Below are 26,472 nucleotides of genomic sequence, written 5' to 3' on the forward strand. Positions count from 1 at the left end.
CCTCCGGCTGTCAATTTCTCGAACCATTACACTAGCACGTCGGCGCGAACCCGCAAAAGCGTGGTTGCAGATTACTCCCGGTCGCCCGCGCCGAGCGCCGACTCGCCGACTTTCGCCGAGCCCTCGACGAGTTCCTGGCCGCCCATGTACGGCTGGAGCGCCTCGGGGACGTCGACCGTGCCGTCGTCGTTCTGGTAGTACTCCAGAATCGCGACGAGCACGCGCGGGACGGCGAGCCCCGACCCGTTCAGCGTGTGGAGGTACTCCGCGCTCTCGTGGCGCTCGGGCCGGTACTGGATGCCCGCGCGCCGCGCCTGGAAGTCCTCGAAGTTCGAGACCGAGGAGACTTCGAGCCACCGGCCGCCCTGCTCGGGCCCCTCGTCCATGTCGTCGCCGGGCGCCCACACCTCGATGTCGTACTTCTTCGCCTGCGTGAACCCGAGGTCGCCCGTGCACATCTCCAGAATCCGGTACGGGAGCTCGAGCCGCCGAAGCACCTCCTCGGCTTCGTCGAGGAGGCCCTCGAAGCGCTCGTCGCTCTCCTCGGGTTCGACGAAGTTCACCATCTCCACCTTGTTGAACTGGTGGACGCGCACGATGCCGCGGGTCTCGGTGCCGTGCTCGCCGGCCTCCCGCCGGAAGTTCGGGGTGTACGCCTGCTTCTTCACGGGGAGGTCGTCGCTGAGCAGAATCTCGTCGCGGTACATGTTCGTCACCGGCACCTCCGCGGTCGGCAGCAGCCAGAGGTCGTCGTCGTCGTAGTCGGCGTCGTTGACGTCGCCGACCCGGTAGGCGTCCTCCACGAACTTCGGGAACTGGCCGGTGCCCTCCATCGACTTCGAGTTCACGGGAATCGGCGGGAAGACGTCCTCGTAGCCCTGCTCGCGGTGGACGTCGAGCATGAACTGCACGAGCGCGTGTTCGAGGCGCGCACCCGCGCCCTTCGCGAAGTAGAAGCCGCCGCCCGCGACCTTCGCGCCGCGCTCGAAGTCGAGGATGTCGAGTTCCTCGCCGAGGTCGTAGTGCGGGGTGACCTCCTCGGGGAGGTCGCGGAGGTCGTCGAAGCCCTCGCGGCGGCGCTCGACGTTCTCGGACTCGTCGGCGCCCACGGGCACGTCCTCGTGGGGGACCATCGGGAGCGTGAGCAGCTTCCGCTCCAGCTCGCTCTCCAGGTCGTCCGCGCGCTCCTCGACGTCTTCGAGCTCGTCTTTGAGCTCCTGCGACCGCTCGATGGCGTCCTGGGCCTCCTCCTCGTTGCCCTCCTGTTTGAGTTCGCCGATCTCCGAGGAGACCTCGTTGCGCTCGTGGCGGAGCTCGTCGCCGCGCGCCTTGAGTTCTCGCCACTCCTCGTCGACTTCCAGAATCCGGTCGAGGTCCGCGTCCACGCCCTTCTTCTCCAGGGCCTCGCGGACCTCTTCGGGGTGTTCGCGGACGTACTGTCTGCTCAGCATTTGCCCGAGTTTGCGCGGGCGGCGGCAAGAACGTATCGCATCCCCGTCAGCCGGTCGCACGCCCGGGCTGCGGCCGCACCCACAGCCGTCGGTCCCTATCCCGAATCTATACGAAACCCAACCGCGTACCTCTCGGCACATGACCACGGGGCTCCTGCTCGTCGGCGTCGCCGCCGCGGCGTTCGTCGGGTTCAACGTCGGCGGGTCGTCGACGGGGGTCGCGTGGGGGCCGTCGGTCGGGGCGGGCGTCACGGAGAAGACGACCGCGGCGGCGCTGATGACCGGGTTCGTGCTGCTCGGCGGGTGGACTGTCGGCCGGAACGTAATCGAGACGCTGGGCAGCGGCGTCGTCGCGCCGAGCGCGTTCACCGTGGAGGCGAGCATCGTCGTGCTGGCGTTCATCGGACTCGGGATGGCTGTCGCGAACGGCTACGGCGTCCCCGTCTCCACGTCGATGACCGCGGTCGGCGCCATCGCCGGTCTCGGCCTCGCGACCGGCACGCTCGACCGGGCGGTGCTCGGCGAAATCGTCGTCTGGTGGCTGCTCGCGCCCGTCGCGGGGTTCTGGTGTGGCGCGGTCGTCGGCCGCTACCTCTACGTCCACCTCGACCGCGTCGTCGAGATCGAGCAGTCCGACGGCCCACTCGTCGTTCTCGACCGCTCCGGCCCCGTCCCCGCGCCCGCGCTCGGCCCCGGGACGACGCCGCAGGAGTTCGCGAGCACCGCGCTCGTCGTCGCCGTCGCGTGCTACATGTCGTTCTCGGCGGGCGCGAGCAACGTCGCGAACGCGGTCGCGCCGCTGGTCGGCGGCGGCCTCCTCGACGTCGGGCCGGCGGTCGTGCTCGCGGCGGCGGCCATCGGCCTCGGCGCGTTCACCATCGCGCGGCGCACGATGGCGTCCGTCGGCAGCGAGCTTACGGAGCTCCCGCTGCTGGCGGCGACGGTCGTGACGGTGGTCGCGGCGACGATTACGACCGCCGCGTCCTGGCTCGGCGTCCCCATCAGCCTCGCGCTGTCGACGGTGATGACCATCGTCGGCCTCGGCTGGGGGCGGGCGTCGCGGACCGCGACCGCCGCCGAACTCGCGCGCGGCGACGTCGAGGCCGACGTCTCCGTGAGCGCGGTCACGGTCGACACCGGCGACTCGGTGCCCGAAATCGGCGAGGAGGGGTCCGCCGAACTCGGGGAGGCGGCGGCGCTGTTCGACGCGTCGACGGTCGCGCGCTTCGTCTCCTTCTGGATTCTCGGCCCGAGTCTCGCGACCGTCCTCTCGTATCTGGCCTTCCTCGCGCTGCCGGTCGCGGGGACGCCGTGACGCGGCCGCGCTTGCGCGTTCCTCCACGCGAAATCTTTTGCGTCCGGCACGCGGGACTTCGTGTATGGCTCCCGGCGACGTCTCCGACGTCGAACAGTGTACCGACATCGCGTACGTCGACACCGGCATGTACGACACCGCCGAGTACGGGTCGGTGTACGTCGTGGACGCCGACCGTCCGGCGATCGTCGACACCGGCATCGGCACGAACTACGAGCGCGTCCTCGACGCCCTCGACGAGCGCGGCATCGCTCGCGAGGACCTCGAAGCGATTCTGGTCACGCACGTCCACCTCGACCACGCGGGCGGCGCCGGCTTCATCGCGGAGGCGTGCCCGAACGCGGACGTCTACGTCCACGAGGTCGGCGCGCGCCACCTCGTCGACCCGTCGCGGCTCGTCGAGGGGACGAAGGAGGCGGTCGGCGAGCAGTGGCAGTACTACGTCGAGCCCGAGCCCGTCCCCGAGGACCGCATCGTGGAACTCGAAGACGGCGACACCGTCGACCTCGGGTCGCGGGAGCTGACCGCCCACCACGCCCCCGGCCACGCACCCCACCAGGTGGTCTTCGAGGACCACGAGGACGACGCCGTCTTCACCGCCGACGCCGCCGGCATCTGGATTCCCGCTCAGGACCGCGTTCGGGAGACGAGCCCGCCGCCGAACTTCGCCCTCGAACAGTGCGTGACGGACGCCGAGCTGATTCGCCGGCTCGACCCCGACGTCCTCCTGTACGCGCACTTTGGCCCCGGCCCCGAGGACGTCGACGCCGTCCTCAAGCAGTACGAGCAGGTGCTCCGGGACTGGGTCGAGGCCGTCAAGGCCGAGGTGATCGAGCGCGGCAGCGAGGAGGCCGCCATCGACCACCTCTCCAGCACGAACGAGGTGTGGCAGGTGTGGGGCGACCACAAGGCCCGCGCGGAAACTGCGATGAACGTTCGTGGAGTTCTCCACTACCTTAAGACAGAGGAGTCCCATTAGCGGCCATGGACTTCCGCGAGGCGGAACGCGACTACGAGGACGAGGTCACGGGGCAGACGACGCTCCCGCGACTGTTCGAGGACGCGGCGGCGCGGCACGCGGACCGGCCCGCACAGGGCTACAAGGGCGGCGTCTACGACCGCACGCTCACGCCGGACGTGCTGCCGCCCGCGCCGGACGGCGACTTCGCGGACGTCACGTACGGCGAGATGCGCGACGTCGTCCGGAACCTCGCCGCGGGCTTCCGGGACCTCGGCGTCGAGGCCGGCGAGCGCGTCGGCATCTTCTCGCACACCCGCATGGAGTGGGCGCAGAGCGACTTCGGGATTCTCGCCGCGGGCGCCGCGGTCACCACCGTCTACGCCAGTTCCAGCCCGCGACAAGTGAAACACCTCCTCGGCGACAGCGAGGCCGTCGGCGTCGTCGTCGAGGGCGAGACCGAGCTCGCTCGCGTCCGCAAGGTCGAAGACGACCTCAACCTGGAGTTCGTCGTCACGATGGACCGCGTCGCCGACGACGACGCCATCTCCCTCTCGGCGGTGTACGAGCGCGGGCAGGACGCCTTCGACCGCGACACCTACGAGTCGTGGGTCGACGACTGCGCGTACGACGACCTCGCGAGCCTCATCTACACGTCCGGCACCACCGGGAAGCCCAAGGGCGTCGCGCTCACGCACGAGAACTTCCGGGAGAACGTCAATCAGTGCCGCAAGCGCTTCGGCCCGCGACCCGACAAGGCCGGCGCCGGCGCCATCACCGCCGAGTCCAGCGTGGTGTCGTTCCTCCCGCTCGCGCACGTCTTCGAGCGCCTCGCCGGCCACTTCCTGATGTTCGCGTCGGGCGCGCACGTCTACTACGCGGAGTCCCCGGACACGCTCCGGGAGGACTTCTCGCTGTGCGAGCCCACGTCGGGGACGAGCGTCCCGCGCGTCTACGAGAAGATCTTCGACGCCGTCCGCGAGCAGGCCACCGAGTCCCCCGTCAAGGAGCGCATCTTCGAGTGGGCGACCGGCGTCGGCCGCGAGTACTTCGAGGCCGACGACCCCGGGCTGGCGCTGCAGGCGAAACACGCCGTCGCGGACAAACTCGTCTTCGAGCAGGTGCGGGACGCGCTCGGCGGCAACGTCGAGTTCTTCATCTCCGGCGGCGGGTCGCTCTCCGCCGAGCTCTGCGCGCTCTACCACGGCATGGGCCTCCCGATTCTGGAGGGGTACGGTCTCACGGAGACCAGCCCCGTCATCTGCGTGAACCCGCCCGGGCGCCCGCAGGCCGGCACCATCGGACCGGCCGTCACCGACACCGAGATCACCGTCGACGAGACCGTCGCCAGCCCCGAGCAGCGCGAGCGCACGGACGGCGAGGCCGGCGAACTGCTCGTGCGCGGCCCGCAGGTCTTCGACGGCTACTGGGGGCTCGACGACGCCACCGAGCAGGCGTTCACCGAGCGGGAGGGCCGGGAATGGTTCCGCACCGGGGACGTCGTGGAGATTCGAAACGACGGCTACGTCGCGTTCCTCGAGCGCGCGAAACAGATTCTCACGCTCTCGACCGGGAAGAACGTCGCGCCCGGACCCCTAGAGGACGCGTTCGCCGCGAGCCCGCTGGTCGAGCAGGCGATGGTCGTCGGCGACAACCGGAAGTTCGTCTCCGCGGTCATCGTCCCGAACTTCGACGGCATCCGGAAGTGGGCCGACGGCGAGGACGTCGACCTCCCCGACGACAAGGCCGCCGTCTGCCGGGACGACCGCGTCGAAGCCCGCATCCAGCGCGAGGTCGACGCGGTCAACGAGAACTTCGAGAGCTACGAGCAGATCAAGCAGTTCCGCCTCGTCCCCACGGAGTTCACGGAGGACAACGACCTGCTCACGCCGACGATGAAGAAGAAGCGCCGCAACATCCTCGACGAGTTCGCGGACGAAATCGGCGACATCTACGCCGAGTAGCGCGCCCGCCCCCCGTTTCCTGTCCTCGCTCGCCGGGACCGCGGTGCTTTAACACCGGTGTTGCGAAAGCACCTCCGTGTTGATGCCAGAGGTGTCCCCGTGAGCGCAGAACTCATCCCCGTCGTCGCCACGATAATCGCACTCGGCGTGGCGTCGCAAGTGCTCGCGGCCCGCCTCCAGGTGCCGAGTGTGCTGTTCCTCATCCTCACGGGCATCCTCGTCGGCCCCGAGGTGTTGGGCGTCGTCACCCTGGAGTCGTTCGGCGGCATCGAGACGCTGTCCGGCATCGTCGGGCTCTCCGTCGCCGTCATCGTCTTCGAGGGCGCGTTCCACCTCAAGGTCGAGAAGCTCCGGGAGGCGCCGGGCGCGTGGCTCCGCCTCGTCACGGTCGGCGCCGCGGTCGCGCTCCTCGGCACGACGCTGGCGGTGCGACTGCTGCTGGGCGCCGACTGGGGGGTCGCGTTCCTCGTCGGCAGCCTCCTGGTCGCGACCGGCCCGACGGTCATCACACCCATCCTGGACGTCGTCCCGGTGCGGGACCGAGTCGGCGCCGCCCTGGAGACCGAGGGGGTCGTCAACGACGTCACGGCGGCCATTCTCGCCGTCGTCGTCTTCGAAGTGGTGAAAAACCCCGAGCGCTCCGTCGAACTCGCCGTCCAGGACTTCGTCAGTCGGCTCGGCACCGGCGTCCTCGTCGGCCTCGTCGTCGCCGCGGTCGTCTGGTATCTCCTCCGGCACGTCGACCTCTCCCGGGGGAACGCTCCCCAGAACGCGCGGCTCATCGTGCTCGCCGGCGCGCTCGTCGCGTACGGCGCGGCGGACACCTTCTACGTCGAGGCCGGCATCGCCGCCGTCGCCACAGCCGGCGTCGTGCTCGGGAACGCGAACCTCCCTTACGAGGAGGAGATTGAGGCGTTCAAGGGCGACGTGACGCTGGTCGTCCTGTCCTTCGTCTTCATCGGGCTGGCCGCCCTGTTGTCCTTCGATACGCTGCTGGATCTCGGGTTCGCGGGCCTCGCGGTCGCCGTGGTCGCAGCGGCCATCGTGCGACCGCTCGCGGTGTTCGCGTCCACGACCGGCGACCGGTACGAGGTCGCCGAGCGCGCGTTCATGAGCGCGGTCGGCCCGCGCGGCATCATCCCGGCGTCGGTCGCGACGCTGTTCGCCGCGCAGCTCCAGACCCTCGGGATGGAGGAGGCCGCGAACCTCCTCGTCGGCACCGTCTTCCTCACGATCCTCCTGACCGTCGTCGTGGAGGGGGGATTCGCCAGGCACATCGCTCAAGCACTCGACGTCATACCAATGCGTGTCATCATCGTCGGCGGCGGCACCGTCGGTCGCGCGCTCGCGGAGCGCCTCGAAGACCGCGGTGAGAACGTCGTCATCGTGGAGAACCGTGAACCGGCAGTCGAACGAACGCGGAACGAGGGATACTCCGTCCACCGGGGTGACGGGACGGACACCGACGAACTCCGAGCGGCGGGCGCGGAGAACGCCAAGATACTGGTCGCCGCGACCGGCGATGACGACGTGAACCTCCTCGTCGCCCAGCTCGCCGAGTCGAAGTTCGACGTGGAGACCATCATCGCTCGCGCGAACAACCCCGACAACGTCGACGCGTTCGAGGACCTCGGCGTCCGCACCGTCTCCTCGTCGCTCGCGACCGCGTGGGGCATCGACAACATCATCGAGCGCCCCGCGCTCGCGAACTGGATGACCGAAATCGGGCGCTCCGGCGACGTCCAGGAGGTCGAAGTGACCTCGCCGGACCTCGTCGGACAGACCATCGAGGAACTCGACGAGGACCTGCCGTCGGGCGTCATCATCGCGCTCGCCGGCCGCGACGGCGAGAACCAGGTGCCGGACGCGGACTTCACGCTCCAGGAGGGCGACCACCTGACGTTCCTCGGGCGGAAGGACGCCGTCAGGGACGCCCTCCAGTGGTGTCACCCGGAGAACGCGTAGCTCGCCCGTCTCCCGGGCTCGTCCTCACTCGCGGTGGACCTGCCACGTGAACAGGCTCTCGAAGACGTAGTTCACGAGCATCGCGACGCCGATAGCGCCGCCTTTCACGACGACCAGCCAGAGGTCCACGCCCGCCAGCGAGAGGTCGACGGTCACGTTGTAGAACACCGCGACGAACAGCACGTACTGGAGCGTCGACCCGCCAGCGCGGACGAGATGCGAGCGCACCAGCCGCCGACCGATAGAGCGCGCGCCCGCCTCGCCGTGGCTCGCGAACGTCCAGCGCTCGTTCACCGTGAACATCACGAGAATCGCCGTCTCGATGCTGACGACGTTCGCGACGGCCGCCGGCAGCCCCGCGAGTTCGGTGAGCACGACGAGCGTCGTGACGTCGAAGACCGCGCCGATGGCGCCGACGGAGACGAACTGCCCGAAGCGCACCGTCGAGACGAGCGCCGCGAGCCTGTCCGGGAGCGCCTCTCGCAGCCGGTCGGCCCGGCTCATCGTCGCTCCACGAGCGCGGCCTGGTCGTCGCGGCGCGCCGCGATGGCCTCGTGTAGCTGGCTGTCCCGCAGCAGCTTCGACCGGTGGCGGGCCGCCAGCAGCGCGCGGAACAGCGCGACCGACGTCTCCACCGGCGACACCGTCGACCCCGGCTGGTCCTCCCACTCGATGGGGACTTCGAGCACGCGCAGGTCGAGCGCGCCCGCCATCGCGACGAGCTCGACGTCCCACGCGAACCCGGGCTCGTAGAGGTGGTTCCGGACCTCCTGCCACCCCTCGCTCGTGATGGCTTTCGCGCCGCACTGGTAGTCGTAGAGGTCGACGTCGAGCAGGCGGCCGGCGAGCCACGCGAACCCGTCGCCGAGGAACCGCCGCGCGAACGTCTGGTGGCTCGCGACGGCCGAATCCGGGTGGCGGCGCGACCCCACCGCGAGGTCGGCGTCGCCGTCCCGCACAGGGCCGATGACGCGCGCCAGCGACGCCGCGGGCGTGGCGCCGTCGGCGTCAGCGAACGCGAGTACGTCCGTCTCCAGCGTCTCGAAGCCCGCCGTGACCGCCGCGCCCTTCCCGCGACGGCTGTCGGCGTCGTTGACTGTCGCTCCGGCCTCCCGAATCGCCGCGACGGTCGCCGCGCTCCCCGCGTCGAGTTCGACGTGGAGGCGCTCGGGCGCGAGCGCCTCCCGGAGGGCGTCGAGGTAGGAGACGAGCACCTCGACGTCGGGGTCGTAGGCGGGGACGACGATACCGACGGAACGCATTGCGTCGAGAGAGTCGAGCGAACGGTATCAATTTCGTGGTATCGACGCGGGCGGCGGCCCACAGAAAGACGAAGTGCGACTACGGGCGCTCGAACGTAATCGCCGCTCCCTGGCCGAAGCCGACGCAGAGCGTCGCGAGCCCCTTGTCGACGCCGCGGTGCTGCATCTCGTGGACGAGCGTGACCGGGAGGCGCGCGCCGCTCGCGCCGAGCGGGTGGCCGAGCGCGATGGCGCCGCCGTTGACGTTGTACTTGTCGTTGTCCACGCCGAGCTCGTCGCGGGCGTAGACGGTCTGGGAGGCGAACGCCTCGTTGAGCTCCACGAGGCCGAAGTCGTCGATGTCCTGCCCCGTGCGCTCCAGGAGCTCCTTCGTCGCGGGGACCGGGCCGATGCCCATCACGCGCGGGTCGACGCCCGTGACGTTGTGGTCGCCGACGTACGCGAGCACGTCGAGCCCGTGGTCCTCGGCGAAGGATTCGCTGGTGACGAGCGTGGCGGCCGCGCCGTCGGAAATCTGGCTGGCGTTGCCGGGGGTGACGGTGCCGTCGCTCCTGAACACCGTCGGGAGCTGGCTCAGCGCCTCCATCGAGGTGTCCCGGCGGATCCCCTCGTCCTCCTCGACGAGGCCGTCGTCGGTCTCGACGGGGACGATCTGGTCGTCGAAGCGCCCCTCGTCGGTGGCCTCCGCGGCGCGCTGCTGGCTCTGGAGCGCGTACTCGTCCTGCTGCTCGCGCGTGATGTCGTAGCGGTCGGCGACCTCCTCGGCGGTCATCCCCATCTGGAGCTCGGGGATGTTGTAGCGCTCCGCGAGTCCCGGGTGGAGGTGCTCGTAGGAGTCGCCGTCCATCGGCACGCGGGACATGTTCTCGACGCCGCCCGCGATGATGGCGTCGCGCTGGCCCGCGGAGATGGAGTCGGCCGCGCGCATGATGGCCTCCATCGAGGACGCGCACCAGCGGTTGACGGACGCGGCGGGCACGTCCTCGCCGAGGTCGGAGAGCAGCGCGATGACGCGCGCGACGTTGTTGTCCTGTTCCTTGCGCTGCTGGGCGACCCCCCACTGGAGGTCGTCGACGTGGTCGCTCGTGAGGCCGTGCTCGTCGAGGATGTGGTCGACGAGCGCGACCGAGAGGTCCTCGCTGCGGGTGTCCGCGAACACGCCGTCCTCCTTGCCCTGGGGCGTTCGGTAGGCGGCGGCGATGACCGGAGTGTTGTCGCTTGCCATGCGTACGTGTGGGGGTCCGCGGACCATAAACCTCCGACAACGCGTCGCCCGCGGCTCGCCGTTTACTTCGGGGCGCGCGTAGTGCTGACGCGAGCCGAATCTTAATTATCGATACTGTGGAACACGGCGGTGTGACTTCCGAGCACTCGACGTGGTCCGCGCGGGAACTCGACGTCGACCGACCGGACGCCGCCGAGTACCAGGCTCTGGCGAGCGATCTCCGCGCTCGCGTCGACGGCCGCGTGGCGTTCGACGAGTACGCGCGCGTCCTGTACGCGACGGACGGCAGCATCTACGGCGCACAGCCCGCCGGCGTCGTCTTCCCCACGGACGTCGACGACGTGCGAGCAGCGGTGGCGGTGGCGACCGACCACGGCGTCCCGATTCTCCCACGCGGCACGGGGTCGTCGCTGGCGGGTCAGACGGTCGGCCCGGGCTGCGTCGTCCTCGACGTCTCCCGGCACATGGACGACGTGCTGTCCGTCGACCCGGACGCGAAGCGGGCGCGCGTCCAGCCCGGGGTCGTGCAGGACGACCTCGACGACTACCTCGCCGAGCACGGCCTGAAGTTCGCGCCCGACCCCGCGTCCTCGAACCGCGCGACCGTCGGCGGCGGCATCGGGAACAACTCCACTGGCGCCCACTCCGTCCGCTACGGCATCACCGACGCCTACACGGAGGCCGTCACCGCAGTCCTCTCGGACGGCTCCGTCATCGAGGCGCGGGAGGTCGTCGTCGACTCCCCGGAGTGGGACGACATCGTCGCCGGCGACGACCGCGAGGCCGAAATCTACCGAACCGTCCGCGCGGTGGTCGAGGACAACGCCGACGAAATCGAGGCGCGCTACCCCGACCTGAAGCGCCGCGTCACGGGGTACAACCTCGACCGGGTCGTCTACGAGAACGACGACGGCGAGCGCGTGCTGAACCTCGCGAAGCTGTTCGTCGGCGCCGAGGGTACGCTCGGCGTCGTCGTCGAAGCCGAACTGTCGCTCGTGACCGTTCCGGAGGAGACGGCGCTGGCGCTGTACTGCTTCGAGGACCTCGTGGACGCGATGCGGATGGTCCCCGTCGCCCTGGAGTACGACGTCAGCGCGGTCGAGTTGATGGACGACGAGGTGTTCCGGCTGGCCGCCGACTCGGACGGCTACGCCGAGTACGTCGAGCCGATTCCCGCCGGCGCCGACGCCGCGCTCATGCTGGAGTTCGACTCCGAACTCCACGATGACTTCGGGGCCGCCGTCGCCGCGACGAACGAGCGGTTCCTCGACGACGGCCCGGCGTTCGACGTCGTGGAGGCGTACACGGAGTCCGCCCAGGACAACCTCTGGAAGCTCCGGAAGGCCGCGATTCCGCTGCTGATGTCCCTCGACGGCGACCCGAAGCCGTACCCGTTCATCGAGGACGCGACCGTCCCCCCGGAGGAGCTCGCGGAGTACGTCGAGAAGTTCCAGGCCGTCCTCGACGACCACGGCACGTCCGCGGCGTACTTCGCGCACGCCGGCTCCGGCACCCTCCACATCCGGCCGATTCTGAACCTCAAGGAGGAGTCCGGCGTGGAGGCGATGCACTCCATCACGGAGGACGTCACCGACCTCGTGCTCGACCACCACGGCTCGTTCTCCGGCGAGCACGGCGACGGCATGGCGCGCACGGAGTTCACCCCGAAGATGTACGGCGACGACCTCTGGGCGGCGTTCAAGGAGGTGAAGACGGCCTTCGACCCAGAGTGGTGGATGCACCCCGGGAACGTCGTCTACCGCGACAGCGCCGCGGACGTCGGCCCGGACGCCGACCGCGGCGTCGGCGCGGACAACCGCGACCACCTCCGGTACGGCCCCGAGTACCAGTCCGTCGAACCGCAGACCGCACTCGACTTCTCAGAGGAGGGCGGGTTCACGGAGCTCGTGGAGCTCTGCAACGGCTGCGGCACCTGCCGGCAGACCGGCTCCGACGTGATGTGTCCCACGTACCGCGCGTCCGAGGAGGAGGTCCAGACGACCCGCGGCCGCGCGAACATGCTCCGCGCCGCCATCAGCGGCGACCTCCCCGAGGACGAGATTCACTCCGAGCGCTTCCAGTCGGAAGTTCTGGATCTCTGCGTCGGCTGCAAGGGCTGCAAGAGCGACTGCCCCACGGGCGTCGACATGGCGAAGCTCAAGGCCGAGACGAAACACCGCCACCACGAGCAGGAGGGCGCGACGCTGCGCGAGCGCCTGTTCGCTGACATCGACGCCGCCTCGAAGCTCGGTTCCGCGCTCGCCCCCGTCTCGAACTGGGCGACCGAGATTCCCGGCGCCCGGAAGGTCCTCCAGTCCGTCTTCGGCATCGCGCCCGAGCGCGAACTCCCGCCGTTCCGGCGCGAGACCCTCCAGGACTGGTTCGACGACCGCGGCGGCTCCGTCGTCTCGCCCGAGAACGCCGACCGCCGTGTGCTCCTGTTCCCGGACACGTACACGAACTACTCCTATCCCGCCGCCGGGAAGGCCGCCGTCCGCGCGCTCGAAGCCGCCGGCGTTCACGTCGCGATTCCCGACGACGCCGCGCCCTCCGGCCGCGCGGCGTTCTCCGCCGGAATGCTCGACCGCGCCGGCGAGCGAGCGCGCGCCAACGTCGACCAGTTCGCGCCGCGCGTCGCCGACGGCTGGGACGTCGTCTTCGTCGAGCCCTCGGACGCCGTGATGTTCCAGGACGAGTACCTGGACCTGCTCGGCGACCACGCCCACGCTGCGGACGGCGGCTCCCGCGCGCCCGTCGAGCGCGTCGCCGACAGCGCGTACGGCGTCTGCGAGTACCTCGACGCCTTCGGCCTCGACGAGAACCTCCCCGTCCCCGACCGCTCTCCCGGGGCCGCCGGCGCGCTCAGTTACCACGGCCACTGCAACCAGAAAGCCACCAACAAGGACCACCACGCAGTCGGCGTCCTCCGGCGCGTCGGCTACGACGTCGACCCCCTCGACACGACGTGCTGCGGGATGGCCGGGAGCTTCGGCTACCACGACGAACACTACGACCTCTCGCAGGCCATCGGCAGCCGGCTCTTCGAGCAGGTCGAGGACAGCCACGCCGACCGCGTCGTCGCCCCCGGCGGCTCCTGTCGCTCCCAGCTCGGCGACCGCGACGGCGTCGACGACATCCCCCCGCACCCCGTCGAAGCCATCGCCGAACGGCTGGACGAGTCGTAGCGCGGCGCGCCTCGCTGTTCGCGGCTCGCTGTCGTTCATTCCGAGGCGCCGTTGCTCTCCGCTCGCGGCTCACTCCGCTCGCCGCTCGCGTTCCCGAGAGCCCTCACCTCGTTCGGGCTCTCGCTATCCGGAAAGCGTTTATCGAACCCGTGGAAACGCCGTGGTATGTTCTCCTCGAGTGACGGGCGCGGCCGACGCCGGGTCGTCCTCGCGCTCGTCGCCGTCGCCGCCCTCGCCCTCCTCGCGCGGCTCTGGGACCTCGGCTGGCGGGTCGCCCACCAGGACGAGGGCCGGGTCGCGGACTGGACGCTGCACTACATGGAGGTGGGCGCGTGGCAGTACCGCCCCATCATCCACGGGCCGTTCCTCCCGCACGTCAACGGTGTCGTCTTCGACCTGCTCGGGCCGTCGGACTTCGCGATGCGGCTGGTCGTCGCGGTCGTCGGCGCGCTCCTCGTCCTCACGCCGTGGCTGCTCCGGGACCGGCTCTCGAACGCCGAGGTCGTCGCGACGAGCCTCTTCTTCGCGGGCAACCCCCTGCTGCTGTACTACTCGCGGTTCATGCGCAACGACCTCCTGCTCGCGGCGTTCATGTTCGCGGCGTTCGGGCTGTTCGTCCGGGCCCTCGACACCCGGAAGGCGCGGTACCTCTACGCCGCCGCGATTCCGTTCGGGCTCGCGTTCACGACGAAGGAGAACGCGCTGCTGTACCCCGTCTGCTGGCTGGGCGCGCTCGTGCTCGTGCTCGACGGCCGGCTCGTGCTCGCCGGCGCGGTCGACGACAGCCGCTGGGACGTCGTGCGCTCGCACGTCCGGCGCATCGCCCGCGCGGCGTGGCGGTACAAGCTCCACGTCGGCGCCGCACTCGCCGAGGCCGCGGCCGTCGTCGTGATGTTCTACGCGCCGAAGCCCGACCTCTACGAGGCGCTGTCGAACCCCGCGCTGCTGCCGGGCGTGCTCCGAGACGCGACCCTCGGATCGTGGAGCGAGTTCATGCGGCTCTGGGGGTCGACGGGGATGCAGGAGCACTCCTACATCGCGTTCCTCGAACACGACCTCACGGTGCTCGCGGTCGGCGCCACCGCGCTCGTCGCGTTCGCCCTCCTCGGCTTCTTCTACGAGCGCTACGTCACCGCGGAGCCCCGCTCCGTCGTCGAGGTGTGCTTCTACTGGGGGGCGTTCTCGCTGTTCGGCTACCCGGCGGTCGCGGACATCTCCGCGGCGTGGACGATGATCAACGTCGTCGTGCCGCTGGCGGTGCCCGCGGGCGTCGGCGCCGGCCTCCTCTTCAGCCAGGGTCGCGCGGCCGTCGCCGCCGGGAACGCGCCCGCCGCGCGCGCCGTCGCGCTCGCGTTCCTCGTCGCCGCCGCCGGCACCGGCGCCGTCGCCGCCCAGACGACGTACGTGAACGCGCAGGGCCCGGACAATCCACTCGTCCAGTACGCCCAGCCCTCGGGCGAGATGAAGCCCACGCTCTCGGAGGTCCGGGAGATCTCCGCACGGAACGACGGCGTCGACGTCATGTTCTACGGGAGCGAGTTCAACAACCCGAACGACCTCACGACGACGCCCAGGCTGAACGTCACGACGGGCTCCTACGAGGGGTGGTTCGAGCGCCTGCCGCTCCCGTGGTACCTCGACCGCTACGGCGCGAACGTCTCCAGCACCACCCGCAACGAGACGCTGTTCGAACACGAGCCGCCCGTCGTCGTCGCGCTCGACAGCGACGATGACGGCATCGAGGACGAACTCACCGAGCGCGGCTACGAACGGGAGGTCTACCAGGGCTACCAGTACGCCCGCCCGCTCGTCTTCTACGTGCAGGAGAACGCGACTGTCTGAATCAGGTGCCAGCCGAAACAACCGGTGGGACTGAAAGGGGCGGCTCGCTCGCGCTCTGTGCAGTCGCCTCGTCGACCACTATCCGCGAGCGCAGCGAGCGGATATGTCGGCGAGCGACCGCAAGCGAGCCGGGGCTTTCGAGGCGTTCTCGGTGCCGTCCTCGCCGACACTACCCTGGATATTTACCGGTCAAGTCGACTGCGACGCGCTTATGCGCCCCGAGTTGGTAGGTTGAGGGTAGTGACTGAGGCGCTCGACGTCGTCGAATTCCTGTTGACGGCCCGTGTCTACGACAAGCACCGGGAGCTCGACGAGAACGACCTGCCGCCGGCGTACCGTAGCGTGCTGTGGGACGACGACGGCGTCCCGCGGCCACCGCAGACGACGGAGACGGCTGTCAGCGAGGGGACCGACGTGGACGACCCCTGGGACGCCATCTCCGAGTTGATGTTCACCGACCGGGACACGTTCTCGGGGGGGATGAGCCTCGTGGACGACGAGATGGCCGTCGACTGGTTCGTGGACAACGCGGACGCCGACCGGGTGCGGGAGAACCCGGCGATGGCGTACGCGGTCGGCGACGAGTTCGGCGTGGACTACGAGGCCGCCCGCGACGAGAACCGCCCCGTGCAGGCGGACCCGCAGTGGATCGACGGCCTGCTCGCGGAGTACTTCGACGAGGACGACGAGGAGATGCTGGACCTCGTGGAGGTGCGCTCGCCCGCCGAAATCGACGTGACCCTCGACGACATCGTGCTCACGGAGGAGCAGGAGGCCGAGATCTCGAAGGTGGCGAAGGCCATCGAGCACCGCGACTACCTCGCGACGATCGGGCTCAGCGAGATCGGGAAGCTCCTGTTCGTCGGCCCGCCGGGCACGGGGAAGACCTCGACCGCCCGCGGGCTCGCCCACCAGCTCGACCTGCCGTTCGTGGAGGTAAAGCTCTCGATGATCACGAGCCAGTACCTCGGCGAGACGGCGAAGAACGTCGAGAAGGTCTTCGAGGTGGCCAAGCGCCTCTCGCCGTGCATCCTCTTCATGGACGAGTTCGACTTCGTCGCGACGACGCGGACGGGCGACGAGCACAACGCCATCAAGCGCGCGGTGAACACGCTCCTGAAGTCCATCGACGAGGTGAGCCTCGTCAACGACGACGTGCTGCTCATCGGCGCGACCAACCACCCGGACGAGCTCGACGCCGCGGCGTGGCGGCGCTTCGACGAGATCCTCTCGTTCCCGCGGCCGGACGAGGGGATGCGCGCGGAGATTCTGGAACTCGTCACCCAGGAGCTCGCGGTCGACGACTTCAACCCCGAGGAGCTCGCCGCCGAGACGGAGGGCCTGACGGGCAGTGACCTCCGGCTCGTGCTCCGGGAGGCCGTCCTCGACGCGCTCGTGGAGGACCGCCGCACGCTCACGCAGGACGACCTCGTGGCGGCGGTCGAGGACTTCGAGGACCGCGACCACCTCCGCAACCTCGACACCCTCGAGGAGGCCATCGACGACCCCGACGAACCCGACCACGACGACGCGCCCCACGCCGGCCACGACCACGCATGAGGGTCACGCTGCTGGGCACGGGTGACACCACGGGCACGCCGACGCCCGGGTGTGACTGCGAGACGTGCCGGGCAGCCCGCGACCGCGGCGTCGAGCGCACGCGATTCGCCGTCCACGTCGAGGACGAGGCCACGGGCGACGCGCTCCTCCTCGACTTCAGCCCGGACTTCCGCACGCAGTTCCTCCGCGAGGACGTCGCCTTACCGGACGCGGGCGTGGTCTCCCACATTCACTTCGACCACCTCGACGGCCTCGGGAACGCCTACCGGCTGTTCGACCACCTCCCGGTGTACGCGGCCGACGAGACCGACTCCAAAACGGGTGAGAGCGTCGCGGAAACCGTCGCGTCGAAGTACGACTACCTCGACAACGTGGAACCCAGAGCAGTCTCGCCGTTCGAGCCGTTCGACGCCGCCGGCTTCGAGGTGACGCTCGTCCCCGTCGACCACCCGCCGTTGTTGTGCTACGGCGTCGTCGTCGAGCGCGACGGCGCGAAACTCGCGCTCTCCGGCGACACCACCTACGACGTCCCCGACGAGTCGCTGGACGCGCTGCGGGATCCGGACCTCCTGCTCGCGGACGGCATCGTGCCCGCGCACCTCGCCGACCACCACCCCGTCGGCGGCCGCCACGAGGACGAGGACGGCGTCCCGCGGACGTTCGGCACGAAACACATGACCCGGGAGGGCGCGCTCGCGCTCGGCGACGACCTCGCCGCCGACGAGACTCGCGTCGTCCACGTCTCCCATTTCTACCCCGCCGACGAGGCGTTCGCGGACGAACTCGCCGTCGACGGCGAGACGTTCACGCTCTAGGACGGTTCGGGACGGCTGCGCGCCCACGCGACACCGACCGCGAACCCGAACGAAGCGAGGCCGAAGCCGTAGACGAGCAACCACGGGGGCGCGTTAACGGTCGTCAGCCCGAACAGCCCGAGGGTGAGACCGCCGCCGAGCGCACCGGCGACCCAGTCCGGCTTCGGTCGCTCGGAACCGCCCCCGAGGACGTCGGGATACCGTGCGACGTAGAAGCCGGTAGCGGCGTACAGCGCGCCGGTCGGAAGCAGGGACACCGACGGCGCATCGAGGACCACGGAGACGCCGACCGCAGCGAGCGCGGCCGCCACCGCGGCTGCTCGCTCTCGTCGTCGCATACCTGCTTCGTCGCGCCGTCGGAACTTGAAACGGCTGGCGGACTCGCAGCGCGTGCAGTCAGAACTGGTCGAGGCCGGACTGCCGGCGGCGACCGCCCGCGTCAGCGCGCCACGGCGTGTGCCGCTCGCGCTCCGCGTCGAGGTCCGCCTCGGGGGCGTCGGCCGTCTCGTAGCCCGGGCAGTCGGCCCCGCACTCGCTGGCGGCGTCCACGAGCCGGTCCTTGTACGCGCAGAACGGGAGCGTGTCGGCGTCTGCTTCGGTCCCCCGCTCGGCTCGCGCACACGCCGGGAGGTCGTACGTCCGCCAGCCCTTGCCGTACGCGCGCTCGGCGACCCGGCGGCGCTGGCGGGCTTTCTCCGCGGCCGTCACCGGCCGCACGTCCGTCCGCCCCGGTTTCGCGTCGAGCACCTCCAGGCCCGGGCCCGCCGAATCGAGCGGCTCGGGTTCGCGGACGACCTCGACCGGGTCGTTGGCGTCGAAGTCCACGCGCCAGACGCCGACCGCGTCGGGGAGCCGGTTGAGGTGGGCGCGCGTGACGTGGGACGCGGTCGCGACGACGGCGTAGTCGAGGACGCCGAGGCTGGCGTCGTGGCGCAGCTGGCGTTCGAGGTCCCCCGGGCGCCCGAGGTCGGGCTTGTTCTCGACGCCCACCAGCCCTCCTATCCAGTCGGGATAGCGGGAGTGCTGGCGGACGACCGTCTGGCCGCCGCGGCGGTCGAGGTCGAGGAAGCCGGTGTCGGCGCCGCGCTCCGCGAGGCTGCGGGCGCGCTCGGGCGGGCCGTCGAAGACGCGGGCGACGCGCTCGTACTCGCCGACGGGGACGTCGGCGTCGAGGACCGCGGGCGGAATCGTCTCGCTCGCGAGGCCGGTGCGGGCGTCGAACTCCGGACCGGGGAGCACGCAGACGGCGTCCACGATGCGGCCCCCGGCCTCGTGGACGCTCGTGCCGAGCTGGCGGGCGACCACGCCCGTGTCGCCGACGCTCGGGACGCCGTCGGCCTCCAGGCGGGCGCACAGCCGGAGTTCGAACCCGAACTCTCGCACGCCACGGCGTTGGTCGTTGACGGGGTTAAACGCCGCGCTCGGCGCGGCGACTCCGGCCGCAGCCGAAACGCGAGTTCGCGGCGCCCAGCGCCGCCGCGACGACGGCTCCGTAACAGTAGGTTTATCAGTCGTTCGGGGCGAAATTCACGCAAGATTACTCTGTGAACATGGCAGACAACCACCGACAACCGGAGGTGAACATCGGACTGGTCGGCCACGTCGATCACGGCAAGACCACGCTCGTCCGTGCGCTCAGCGGTGAGTGGACGGACCAGCACTCCGAGGAGATGAAACGCGGCATCTCCATTCGCCTCGGGTACGCCGACGCTACGCTGCGGCAGTGTCCGGACTGCGAGGTACCCGACGCGTACACCGTCGCCGAGGAGTGCCCCGAGCACGGCACGGAGACGGAGGTACTGCGCACGGTCTCGTTCGTCGACGCACCCGGCCACGAGACGCTGATGGCGACGATGCTCTCGGGCGCATCGCTGATGGACGGCGCGGTGCTGGTCGTCAGCGCCAACGAGCCCGTCCCCCAGCCCCAGACCGAGGAGCACCTGATGGCGCTGGACATCATCGGCATCGACAACGTCGTCATCGCGCAGAACAAGGTCGACCTCGTCGACGGCGAACAGGCCCGCGAGAACTACGAACAGATCCAGGAGTTCGTCGAGGGAACGGTCGCCGAGGGCGCGCCAATCGTCCCGATCTCCGCCGAACAGGAGATCAACATCGACCTCGTCATCGACGCGCTCGAAACGGAGATTCCGACGCCGGAGCGCGACCCGGACGCCGACCCCCGGATGTACGTCGCGCGCTCGTTCGACATCAACAAGCCCGGGACGAAGTGGGGCGGCCTGCTGGGCGGCGTGCTCGGCGGCAGCCTCGTACAGGGCGAACTCGATGTCGACGAGGAGATCGAGCTCCGCCCCGGCCGCGAGGTCGAAGAAGGCGGCCAGACGGAGTGGCGGGCGGTCTCGACGACGGTCCGGAGTCTCCAGGCGGGCGGCGAGAACGCCGACTCCGTCTCGCCCGGTGGCCTGCTCGGCGTCGGCACGGGCCTCGACCCGAGCCTGACGAAGGGCGACGCGCTCGCCGGCCAGGTCGCCGGCCCGCCCGGGTCGCTCCCGCCGACGTGGAACTCCTTCACGATGGACGTCGAGCTCCTCGAACGCCTCGTCGGCGCCGAGGAGGGTGAGACCATCGACGAGATCAACACTGGTGAACCGCTGATGCTGACCGTCGGCACCGCCACCACGGTGGGTTCGGTGACGAGCGCCCGCGACGGCGAGTGCGACGTCCAGCTGAAGCGGCCGGTGTGCGCGCCCGCCGGCTCGAAAATCGCCATCAACCGCCGCGTCGGCGCGCGCTGGCGCCTCATCGGCGTGGGGACGCTCACGGAGTGATGCGGGTCGCCATGGACGCCAACGCGCTGATGATGCCGGTCGAGGCCGACGTGCGAGTGTTCGACGAACTCGACCGCATCTTAGAGGACTACGCTGCCGTCGTCCCCGAGACTGTGCGCGCCGAGTTGGAGAAGCTCGCCGCGGGCGGCGGGGACGAGGCGACGGCCGCGAGCGTGGCGGCGGACCTGGCGGACCGATGCGACACCGTGAGCGCAGAGGAATCGTACGCGGACGACGCGCTGTACGCGCTCGCCACCGATGGCGACGCCGACGCTGTCGTCACGAACGACGGCCCCCTCCGTGAGCGCCTGCTCGACGCGGGCGTGCCGGTAATTCATTTAAGGGGTCGGAATCAACTGACTATCACTCAACCATAAATGTACAAGCGAGCACGGCTGAAGGACACGATAGAGGTTCCCCCCGAGCACCTCGGGGACGTGAGTCCGGACCTCGTGAAGCGGCTGCTGCAGGACAAACTGGAAGGACGGATGGACGAGGACATCGGGAGCGTCGTCACCGTCACCGAGGTCCACGACCTCGGCGACGGCGCGGTGCTGCCGAGCCGTCCGGGCGTCTACTTCGAGGCGGAGTTCGACGCCGTCACGTTCGACCCCGAGATGCAGGAAGTCGTCGACGGCGAGATCGTCGAAGTGGTGAGCTTCGGCGCGTTCGTCGGCATCGGCCCCGTCGACGGCCTCCTGCACGTCTCCCAGATCAGCGACGAGTACCTCGCGTTCGACGAGGAGAACCAGCAGCTCGCCTCCCGGGAGTCCAACAGCGTCATCGGGACCGGCGACGCGGTGCGGGCCCGCATCGTCACGAAGAGCATCGACGAGCGCAACCCCCGGGAGTCCAAGATCGGGCTCACGGCGAAACAGCCCGGCCTCGGGAAGCACGGCTGGCTCCGCGAGGAGCGCGAGCGCGAACAGAGCGAGGAGGCCGAGTAGATGGCGTCGAACCGCCTGGCCTGCCACGACTGCCACCGCATCGTCGAGCCGGACGAGGAGATGTGCCCGTACTGCTCGTCGACGAGCCTCACGGAGGACTGGGCGGGGTACGTGGTCATCACGCACCCCGAGGAGTCCGAAATCGCGGAGAAGATGGAGGTCTCGGAGCCGGGCGAGTACGCGCTGAAGGTCCGGTAGCGTGGCCCGCGCGGCCGCGACTCTCCCGCCGGACGCCCGCGGGGCGTTCAAGGAGCCGCTGGGCCCCGTCTACGAGGACGCCCAGCGACTGCTGGCGGACGCCGGCGACCCCGTAATCGCCGTCGGTGACGTCGTGACGTACCACCTCGTGGAGGCGGACGCGCCGCCGAAGGTCGCAATCGTGGACGGGAAGACCGAGCGCGAGGCCGTCACCGAGGAGGTGGCTGACGGCCGGCCGGACGCCGACCGCACCGTCGAGGTCGCCAGCGAGCCCGGCACTATCTCGGAGGAGCTGCTCGCGGCGCTCGTCGAAGCGATCGAGGCCGAGGGGTCGACGCTGCTAGCGGTCGACGGAGAGGAGGACCTCGCGACGCTGCCCGCGGTCCTCGCGGCGCCGGTCGGCGCGAGCGTCGTCTACGGCCAGCCCGGCCAGGGGATGGTGCTGGCGAACGTGACGAGCGCGCTCGAAGAGCAGGCCCGCGAACTCTGCGAGCTCTTAGAGACCACCGACGCGTTCTGGTCGCTGCTGGAGTGACGGCTGGGCGCTCGCGTGCGCAATCAGCCCTTCGAAATGCTTTTACTGATTTCGCGTGCATATACGAACAACTGACCATGGAAATCGAGATTCTGGAGCAGGAGGACAACCCCCTGCTTCACCGGACTGAGGTCAAATTCGAGATCGAACACGAGGACGCCACGCCGTCGCGGCTCTCCGTGCGGGACAGCCTCGCGGCGAAACTCGACAAGGACTCCGAGGAAGTCGTCATCCACGAGCTCGACACGAAGTTCGGGATGCGGAAGACCGTCGGCCGCGCGAAGACCTACGAGTCCCCGGAGGACGCCGCCGAGGTCGAACACGAGCACATGCTCGACCGGAACAAGATCGGCGCCGAGGAGGAAGCCGACGCGGAGGAGGCCGAATAGATGCCCCGGAGCGACTACTACAACGACGACGGCACCACGGACAAGGAGATGTGCCCGCGCTGCGGGGACACGTTCCTCGCGGACCACGGCGACCGGCAGTACTGCGGGAAGTGCGGCTACACCGAGTGGGACTAACCCGGTAGATGCGGGTTCTCGGAATCGAGGGGACAGCGTGGTGTGCGAGCGCGGCGCTGTACGATTCCGGGACTGATTCTGTCGTCATCGAGTCCGACGCGTACGCGCCCGACAGCGGCGGCATCCACCCGCGCGAGGCCGCCGAGCACATGCGGTCGGCGATTCCCGAGGTCGTGGAGACCATCCTCGACGAGAGCGACGGTCAGGTAGACGCGGTCGCGTTCTCTCGCGGACCCGGCCTCGGGCCGTGCCTGCGAATCGTCGGGTCGGCGGCGCGCGCGCTCGCGCAGACGCTCGACGTCCCCCTCGTGGGCGTGAACCACATGGTCGCCCACCTCGAGATCGGGCGCCACCGCTCGGGATTCGACGCCCCCGTCTGCCTGAACGCCAGCGGCGCGAACGCCCACGTGCTCGCGTTCCGGAACGGCCGGTACCGCGTGCTCGGGGAGACGATGGACACGGGCGTCGGGAACGCCCTCGACAAGTTCACGCGGCACGTCGGCTGGAGCCACCCCGGCGGCCCGAAAGTCGAATCCCACGCCAAAGACGGCGAGTACACGGACCTGCCGTACGTCGTGAAGGGGATGGACTTCTCCTTCTCCGGTATCATGAGCGCCGCCAAGCAGGCCTACGACGACGGCACGCCCGTCGAGGACGTCTGCCGCGGGCTGGAGGAGACGGTGTTCGCGATGCTCGCGGAGGTCAGCGAGCGCGCGCTCTCGCTGACCGGCCGGGACGAGCTCGTGCTCGGCGGTGGCGTCGCGCAGAACGACCGCCTGCGGGGGATGCTCGCGGAGATGTGCGAGCAGCGCGGCGCGGACTTCTTCGCGCCCGAACCCCGCTTCCTGCGGGACAACGCGGGGATGATCGCGGTGCTCGGCGAGAAGATGGCGCGCGCGGGCGACACGCTCGAAATCGAGGACTCCGCCATCGACTCGAACTTCCGGCCGGACGAGGTCCCGGTGACGTGGCGCGACCCCGAGCCGCCGGTGCGCCCGGACCGCGACGTCCTGCAGGGCGCGGAGGCCACCGTCACTTTCGAGAACGACCACGTGACGAAGGTACGGCTCCCGAAGAGCTACCGCCACGGCCGCCTCGACGCGCGCCTGCGCCGCGACCGCACCGTCCTCGAAGCCCGCCTGACGAGCGAGGCGCGCCGGCACGGCGTCCCCACGCCGCTTGTCTGGGACGTCGACGTGCCGGAGTCGACGCTGACGCTCCAGCGCGTCGGCGACAGCGACCTCCGGGACGCCCTCACCGAGTCCCGCGTCCGGGATGTCGGCCGCCACCTCGCGGCGATTCACGACGCCGGGTTCGTGCACGGCGACCCGACGACGCGGAACGTGCGCGTGACCGCGGAGCAGTCACGGGACGAACCAGCGGGGAGCGAGACGACCCGCGAGCGCGTCTCCGCGAGCGACGACCGCACGTTCCTCATCGACTTCGGGCTCGGCTACTACACGGACGACGTCGAGGACTACGCGATGGACTGCCACGTCTTCGAGCAGAGCCTCGCGGGCACCGCCGACGACGCCGAGGCGCTGACCGCGGCGTTCGAGGACGCATACGGGGAGGCGGGCGACGAGGCGGTCCTCGACCAGCTGCGAGCAATCGAGGGCCGCGGGCGCTACCAGTAGGTCCCCAAACTGATTTGAGTCCCGCCGCCGAACTGGCGCGTATGGCCGAGAAACCGTCCAGCGGCGAACTGTTCGGCGTTCCGTACAACTTCGAGCGCCCGAAGCTCAGCCGGATGCTGCAGTCCTACTGGCAGCCCGGCGAGGGGATGCTCGTGGAGAAGCCGTTCGGCATCGGGTACACGCTGAACCTCGCGAACTGGCGGTCGTGGATCGTGCTGGCGGTCGCGGGCGGACTGCTCTGGCAGCAACAGCAGAGCGACAGCGACGAGAGCGGCGACGGCGACGCGGAGGCCGTGGAAGTCGTCGTCGACGACTGATTCTAATCGACGCTTCCAACTCGGTGCGGGTCGACGCGCCGGTATGCGCACGCTCCGGTTCGTGACGACCAACCCCGGGAAGGTCCGGGAGGCCGAGCAGTACCTCGACGGCGTCTACGACGTCGAGCAACACGACTACGACTACGCCGAGATTCAGAGCGACGAGCTCGCCGAAATCGCGGCCCGCGGCGCCGAAGACGCCTACGAGGCCCAGGACGCCGACGTCCCCGTCGTCGTCGACGACGCGGGACTGTTCGTCCGCGCGCTCGACGGCTTCCCGGGGCCGTACTCGTCGTACGTCGAGGACACGCTCGGCGTCGAGCGCGTCTGGAATCTCGCGGAGGACCTCGAAGACCGCCGCGGCGCGTTCCGCTGTACGGTCGCGTACGCGGACGGCGACGTCACGGAGACGTTCTCGGGGGCCGTGCGGGGCACCATCGTCGCGCCGCGCGGGGACGGCGGGTTCGGCTACGACCCCATCTTCGAGCACGACGGCGAGACGTTCGCGGAGATGGACACCGACGAGAAGAACGCGCTCAGCCACCGCGGCCGCGCGCTCGCGAAGCTCGCGGACTGGCTGGCGGACCGGCAGGACTGAGCTACTCGCGGGGGTCGCGGTCCGGACCGGGGTAGTCGCCGCCGACCACGGTCGGGTAGAGCTTCGCCGGGTCGAACAGCGCCGCGAAGCCGTCAGGCGCCTTCACGCTGACGTCCACGCGCTCCTTGAGCTCCATCCCGGCTCGCGCGGAGCGCAGGCGCTCGTCGTACGTGAGCACGTGTGCGGCGCCGCCGGCGTGTGCGGCGGCGAGCGCGGGCTGGTCGCCCTCGGGGTGGTCGACGAGCACCGCTTCGTCCTCGACGCGTTCGCGCCACTCCGCCGCGAGGTCGGCGTCGGCGAGCGCCGCAATCACGGCCTCGGCGTCGTCGAGCAGCGGGTCGCTGGCGACGAGGTCGACCCACGAGTGCGAGCGCACGTGGTCGAGCGCGTCCCGCGCGTCCCCGTCCGCGAAGAGGTCCGCGGCGAGCACGTCCGCGTCGGCCGTGACGCGCGCCGGGTTCACGTCAGTCATCGTCTCGGTGTTCGGTCAGCGCCGCGCGCACGTCGTCTGCGTCGGCGTCACGCTCGGCGGCGCGGTCGAACAGCTCGCGCCACGTGGTCATCTCGTTGCGGCCATCAGCCCTCGGACCTCCGTCCGGTACTCGTCGGGCGTGAGCCCGAGGTCGACGTCCACGGTGACGGAGATGGCCTCAGAGAGGTCCGTCTCGGTCGTAGTCGCGAAGTTCTCGCCGGGGTACGCGCCGCCAGCGACGACGACGTAGTCGCCGTCGTTCCACACCGCGAGGTCGCCCGCGACCTCGATGGGCTCGCCCCCGAGCTCGAACGTCTCCCCGCCGGCCTCGTAGGACATGTCGCCGACCGGGAACTCCGCGCTGAACGTCGTGACGCCGGGGCTGGCGCCGGAGTCCGTCTCGAACTCCTCCTCGCCGGTCTTGGAGACGTTCTCCAGGCCGTTGTCCCGCATCTGCTGTTCGAACTGCTGCTCGGCGGCGGCCTCGACCTCGTTGAGCACCTCCTTGCGGCCGACGCCGCCGGGGAGGTTGTTGAGGTCCGGCGAGAAGTTGATGTGCGACGCCGAGTAGATGGCCAGCGGCCCCTCGACCTGGCCGAGCGTCTTCTCGCGCACGTCGGCGGTGAGCGCTTCGTCCTCGTAGATCACCGACGAGGACGTCGCGGTGATCGTGACTGGCCCGTAGCTCTGCTCGAAGACGGTCTCCTCGCTGCTGTCGGTCTGCGTCCACCCGCCCTCGCTGAGCTCGCCTTCGGGAACTGACGGCGGTGCGACCGAGCCGGCCGCGCTCGAACAGCCCGCGAGCGCGGCGAGCCCGGCGACGCCGGCGGCGCCGAGGAATCTGCGACGGTTCATGCAACAGATTCGGACGCTCCGCGCTAATGGGTCTTCCGCCGCGCCTCGGCGGGCTGAC

General features: G+C 70.0%; 26 protein-coding genes. 18 read left to right on the forward strand and 8 right to left on the reverse strand.

All coding sequences use genetic code 11. The features are described from left to right. Nucleotides 1–71: 71 nt before the first annotated feature. On the reverse strand, nucleotides 72–1,451 hold the full coding sequence (serS, locus tag G9C83_RS09000) for a serine--tRNA ligase (RefSeq protein WP_167245811.1): 1,380 nt from the start codon (nucleotides 1,449–1,451) through the stop codon (nucleotides 72–74). A 139-nt stretch (nucleotides 1,452–1,590) separates the two neighbouring features. On the opposite strand from serS, the gene G9C83_RS09005 reads away from it, so the two are divergent. The 4 genes from G9C83_RS09005 to G9C83_RS09020 all read left to right on the forward strand — a co-directional run bounded on the left by G9C83_RS09005 (nucleotide 1,591) and on the right by G9C83_RS09020 (nucleotide 7,653). Continuing rightward, complete coding sequence (locus G9C83_RS09005) at nucleotides 1,591–2,766, forward strand: inorganic phosphate transporter (RefSeq protein ID WP_167245812.1); 1,176 nt, start codon at nucleotides 1,591–1,593, stop codon at nucleotides 2,764–2,766. 64 nt (nucleotides 2,767–2,830) lie between these two features. Continuing rightward, the gene (locus tag G9C83_RS09010) at nucleotides 2,831–3,745 is read left to right on the forward strand and encodes an MBL fold metallo-hydrolase (RefSeq protein ID WP_167245813.1); all 915 of its coding nucleotides are present in this window, start codon (nucleotides 2,831–2,833) and stop codon (nucleotides 3,743–3,745) included. A gap of 5 nt (nucleotides 3,746–3,750) precedes the next feature. Next, complete coding sequence (locus tag G9C83_RS09015; protein ID WP_167245814.1) at nucleotides 3,751–5,688, forward strand: long-chain fatty acid--CoA ligase; 1,938 nt, start codon at nucleotides 3,751–3,753, stop codon at nucleotides 5,686–5,688. 99 nt (nucleotides 5,689–5,787) lie between these two features. After that, entirely contained in the window at nucleotides 5,788–7,653 is a 1,866-nt protein-coding gene (locus tag G9C83_RS09020; protein ID WP_167245815.1) for a cation:proton antiporter, read from the forward strand. A 24-nt stretch (nucleotides 7,654–7,677) separates the two neighbouring features. Here the strand turns inward: G9C83_RS09020 and G9C83_RS09025 are convergent, their stop codons facing one another. The 3 genes from G9C83_RS09025 to G9C83_RS09035 form a co-directional block, all read right to left on the reverse strand. Then, a complete protein-coding gene (locus G9C83_RS09025) occupies nucleotides 7,678–8,157 on the reverse strand; it encodes a GtrA family protein (RefSeq protein ID WP_167245816.1) in 480 nt (159 codons plus the stop codon). Next, nucleotides 8,154–8,915, reverse strand: coding sequence for a glycosyltransferase (locus tag G9C83_RS09030; protein ID WP_167245817.1), 762 nt, complete (start codon nucleotides 8,913–8,915; stop codon nucleotides 8,154–8,156). The genes G9C83_RS09025 and G9C83_RS09030 overlap by 4 nt, the downstream gene beginning before the upstream one ends. A 79-nt stretch (nucleotides 8,916–8,994) precedes the next feature. After that, nucleotides 8,995–10,140, reverse strand: coding sequence for a thiolase family protein (locus G9C83_RS09035; RefSeq protein ID WP_167245818.1), 1,146 nt, complete (start codon nucleotides 10,138–10,140; stop codon nucleotides 8,995–8,997). 131 nt (nucleotides 10,141–10,271) lie between these two features. Here G9C83_RS09035 and G9C83_RS09040 point away from each other — a divergent pair, with 131 nt between their 5' ends. From G9C83_RS09040 to G9C83_RS09055, 4 genes are all read left to right on the forward strand, one after another. After that, nucleotides 10,272–13,325, forward strand: a complete 3,054-nt coding sequence (locus tag G9C83_RS09040; protein WP_167245819.1) for an FAD-binding and (Fe-S)-binding domain-containing protein — start codon at nucleotides 10,272–10,274, stop codon at nucleotides 13,323–13,325. A 165-nt stretch (nucleotides 13,326–13,490) separates the two neighbouring features. Continuing rightward, nucleotides 13,491–15,167, forward strand: coding sequence for a flippase activity-associated protein Agl23 (locus G9C83_RS09045; protein ID WP_167245820.1), 1,677 nt, complete (start codon nucleotides 13,491–13,493; stop codon nucleotides 15,165–15,167). A 240-nt stretch (nucleotides 15,168–15,407) separates the two neighbouring features. Continuing rightward, nucleotides 15,408–16,727, forward strand: a complete 1,320-nt coding sequence (locus tag G9C83_RS09050; RefSeq protein ID WP_347877794.1) for an ATP-binding protein — start codon at nucleotides 15,408–15,410, stop codon at nucleotides 16,725–16,727. Beyond that, on the forward strand, nucleotides 16,724–17,542 hold the full coding sequence (locus G9C83_RS09055) for an MBL fold metallo-hydrolase (RefSeq protein ID WP_167245822.1): 819 nt from the start codon (nucleotides 16,724–16,726) through the stop codon (nucleotides 17,540–17,542). Before G9C83_RS09050 ends, G9C83_RS09055 begins: the two co-directional genes overlap by 4 nt. Here the strand turns inward: G9C83_RS09055 and G9C83_RS09060 are convergent. Then, on the reverse strand, nucleotides 17,539–17,880 hold the full coding sequence (locus G9C83_RS09060) for a hypothetical protein (protein WP_167245823.1): 342 nt from the start codon (nucleotides 17,878–17,880) through the stop codon (nucleotides 17,539–17,541). The genes G9C83_RS09055 and G9C83_RS09060 overlap by 4 nt on opposite strands. 58 nt (nucleotides 17,881–17,938) lie before the next feature. After that, the gene (locus G9C83_RS09065; protein WP_167245824.1) at nucleotides 17,939–18,925 is read right to left on the reverse strand and encodes a DUF5787 family protein; all 987 of its coding nucleotides are present in this window, start codon (nucleotides 18,923–18,925) and stop codon (nucleotides 17,939–17,941) included. A gap of 167 nt (nucleotides 18,926–19,092) precedes the next feature. Here G9C83_RS09065 and G9C83_RS09070 point away from each other — a divergent pair, with 167 nt between their 5' ends. From G9C83_RS09070 to rdgB, 10 genes are all read left to right on the forward strand, one after another. Then, nucleotides 19,093–20,331 (forward strand): translation initiation factor IF-2 subunit gamma, encoded by a 1,239-nt coding sequence (locus tag G9C83_RS09070; protein WP_167245825.1) that lies wholly within the window; start codon nucleotides 19,093–19,095, stop codon nucleotides 20,329–20,331. Continuing rightward, the gene (locus tag G9C83_RS09075) at nucleotides 20,331–20,708 is read left to right on the forward strand and encodes a twitching motility protein PilT (protein ID WP_208288674.1); all 378 of its coding nucleotides are present in this window, start codon (nucleotides 20,331–20,333) and stop codon (nucleotides 20,706–20,708) included. The genes G9C83_RS09070 and G9C83_RS09075 overlap by 1 nt, the downstream gene beginning before the upstream one ends. After that, nucleotides 20,709–21,278: a DNA-directed RNA polymerase gene (locus G9C83_RS09080; protein WP_167245827.1), complete on the forward strand. Its 570-nt coding sequence runs from the start codon at nucleotides 20,709–20,711 to the stop codon at nucleotides 21,276–21,278. It abuts the gene before it with no gap. Next, nucleotides 21,279–21,476, forward strand: coding sequence for a transcription elongation factor subunit Spt4 (gene spt4, locus G9C83_RS09085; protein WP_059057698.1), 198 nt, complete (start codon nucleotides 21,279–21,281; stop codon nucleotides 21,474–21,476). Between the two features lies 1 nt (nucleotide 21,477). After that, on the forward strand, nucleotides 21,478–22,011 hold the full coding sequence (locus G9C83_RS09090; protein WP_167245828.1) for a GTP-dependent dephospho-CoA kinase family protein: 534 nt from the start codon (nucleotides 21,478–21,480) through the stop codon (nucleotides 22,009–22,011). 77 nt (nucleotides 22,012–22,088) lie between these two features. Beyond that, nucleotides 22,089–22,400 (forward strand): 30S ribosomal protein S24e, encoded by a 312-nt coding sequence (locus tag G9C83_RS09095; RefSeq protein ID WP_167245829.1) that lies wholly within the window; start codon nucleotides 22,089–22,091, stop codon nucleotides 22,398–22,400. Then, nucleotides 22,401–22,535 carry a 30S ribosomal protein S27ae gene (locus tag G9C83_RS09100; protein WP_167245830.1) on the forward strand — a complete coding sequence of 45 codons (135 nt, stop codon included), beginning with the start codon at nucleotides 22,401–22,403 and terminating at the stop codon, nucleotides 22,533–22,535. An 8-nt stretch (nucleotides 22,536–22,543) separates the two neighbouring features. Next, nucleotides 22,544–24,172 (forward strand): bifunctional N(6)-L-threonylcarbamoyladenine synthase/serine/threonine protein kinase, encoded by a 1,629-nt coding sequence (locus G9C83_RS09105; RefSeq protein ID WP_167245831.1) that lies wholly within the window; start codon nucleotides 22,544–22,546, stop codon nucleotides 24,170–24,172. A 41-nt stretch (nucleotides 24,173–24,213) separates the two neighbouring features. Continuing rightward, on the forward strand, nucleotides 24,214–24,489 hold the full coding sequence (locus G9C83_RS09110) for a DUF5808 domain-containing protein (RefSeq protein WP_167245832.1): 276 nt from the start codon (nucleotides 24,214–24,216) through the stop codon (nucleotides 24,487–24,489). Nucleotides 24,490–24,532: 43 nt separating this feature from the next. After that, entirely contained in the window at nucleotides 24,533–25,087 is a 555-nt protein-coding gene (gene rdgB / locus G9C83_RS09115; protein WP_167245833.1) for an RdgB/HAM1 family non-canonical purine NTP pyrophosphatase, read from the forward strand. Nucleotide 25,088: 1 nt separating this feature from the next. Here rdgB and G9C83_RS09120 read toward each other — a convergent pair whose 3' ends face one another. Then, nucleotides 25,089–25,559, reverse strand: a complete 471-nt coding sequence (locus tag G9C83_RS09120; protein ID WP_167245834.1) for a hypothetical protein — start codon at nucleotides 25,557–25,559, stop codon at nucleotides 25,089–25,091. Nucleotides 25,560–25,646: 87 nt separating this feature from the next. Then, the gene (locus G9C83_RS09125) at nucleotides 25,647–26,414 is read right to left on the reverse strand and encodes a DUF6517 family protein (protein ID WP_167245835.1); all 768 of its coding nucleotides are present in this window, start codon (nucleotides 26,412–26,414) and stop codon (nucleotides 25,647–25,649) included. Nucleotides 26,415–26,472: the final 58 nt, after the last annotated feature.

Origin of the sequence: Halobacterium sp. R2-5 (assembly GCF_011734195.1) — an archaeon.
Classification (GTDB): Archaea; Halobacteriota; Halobacteria; order Halobacteriales; family Halobacteriaceae; genus Halobacterium.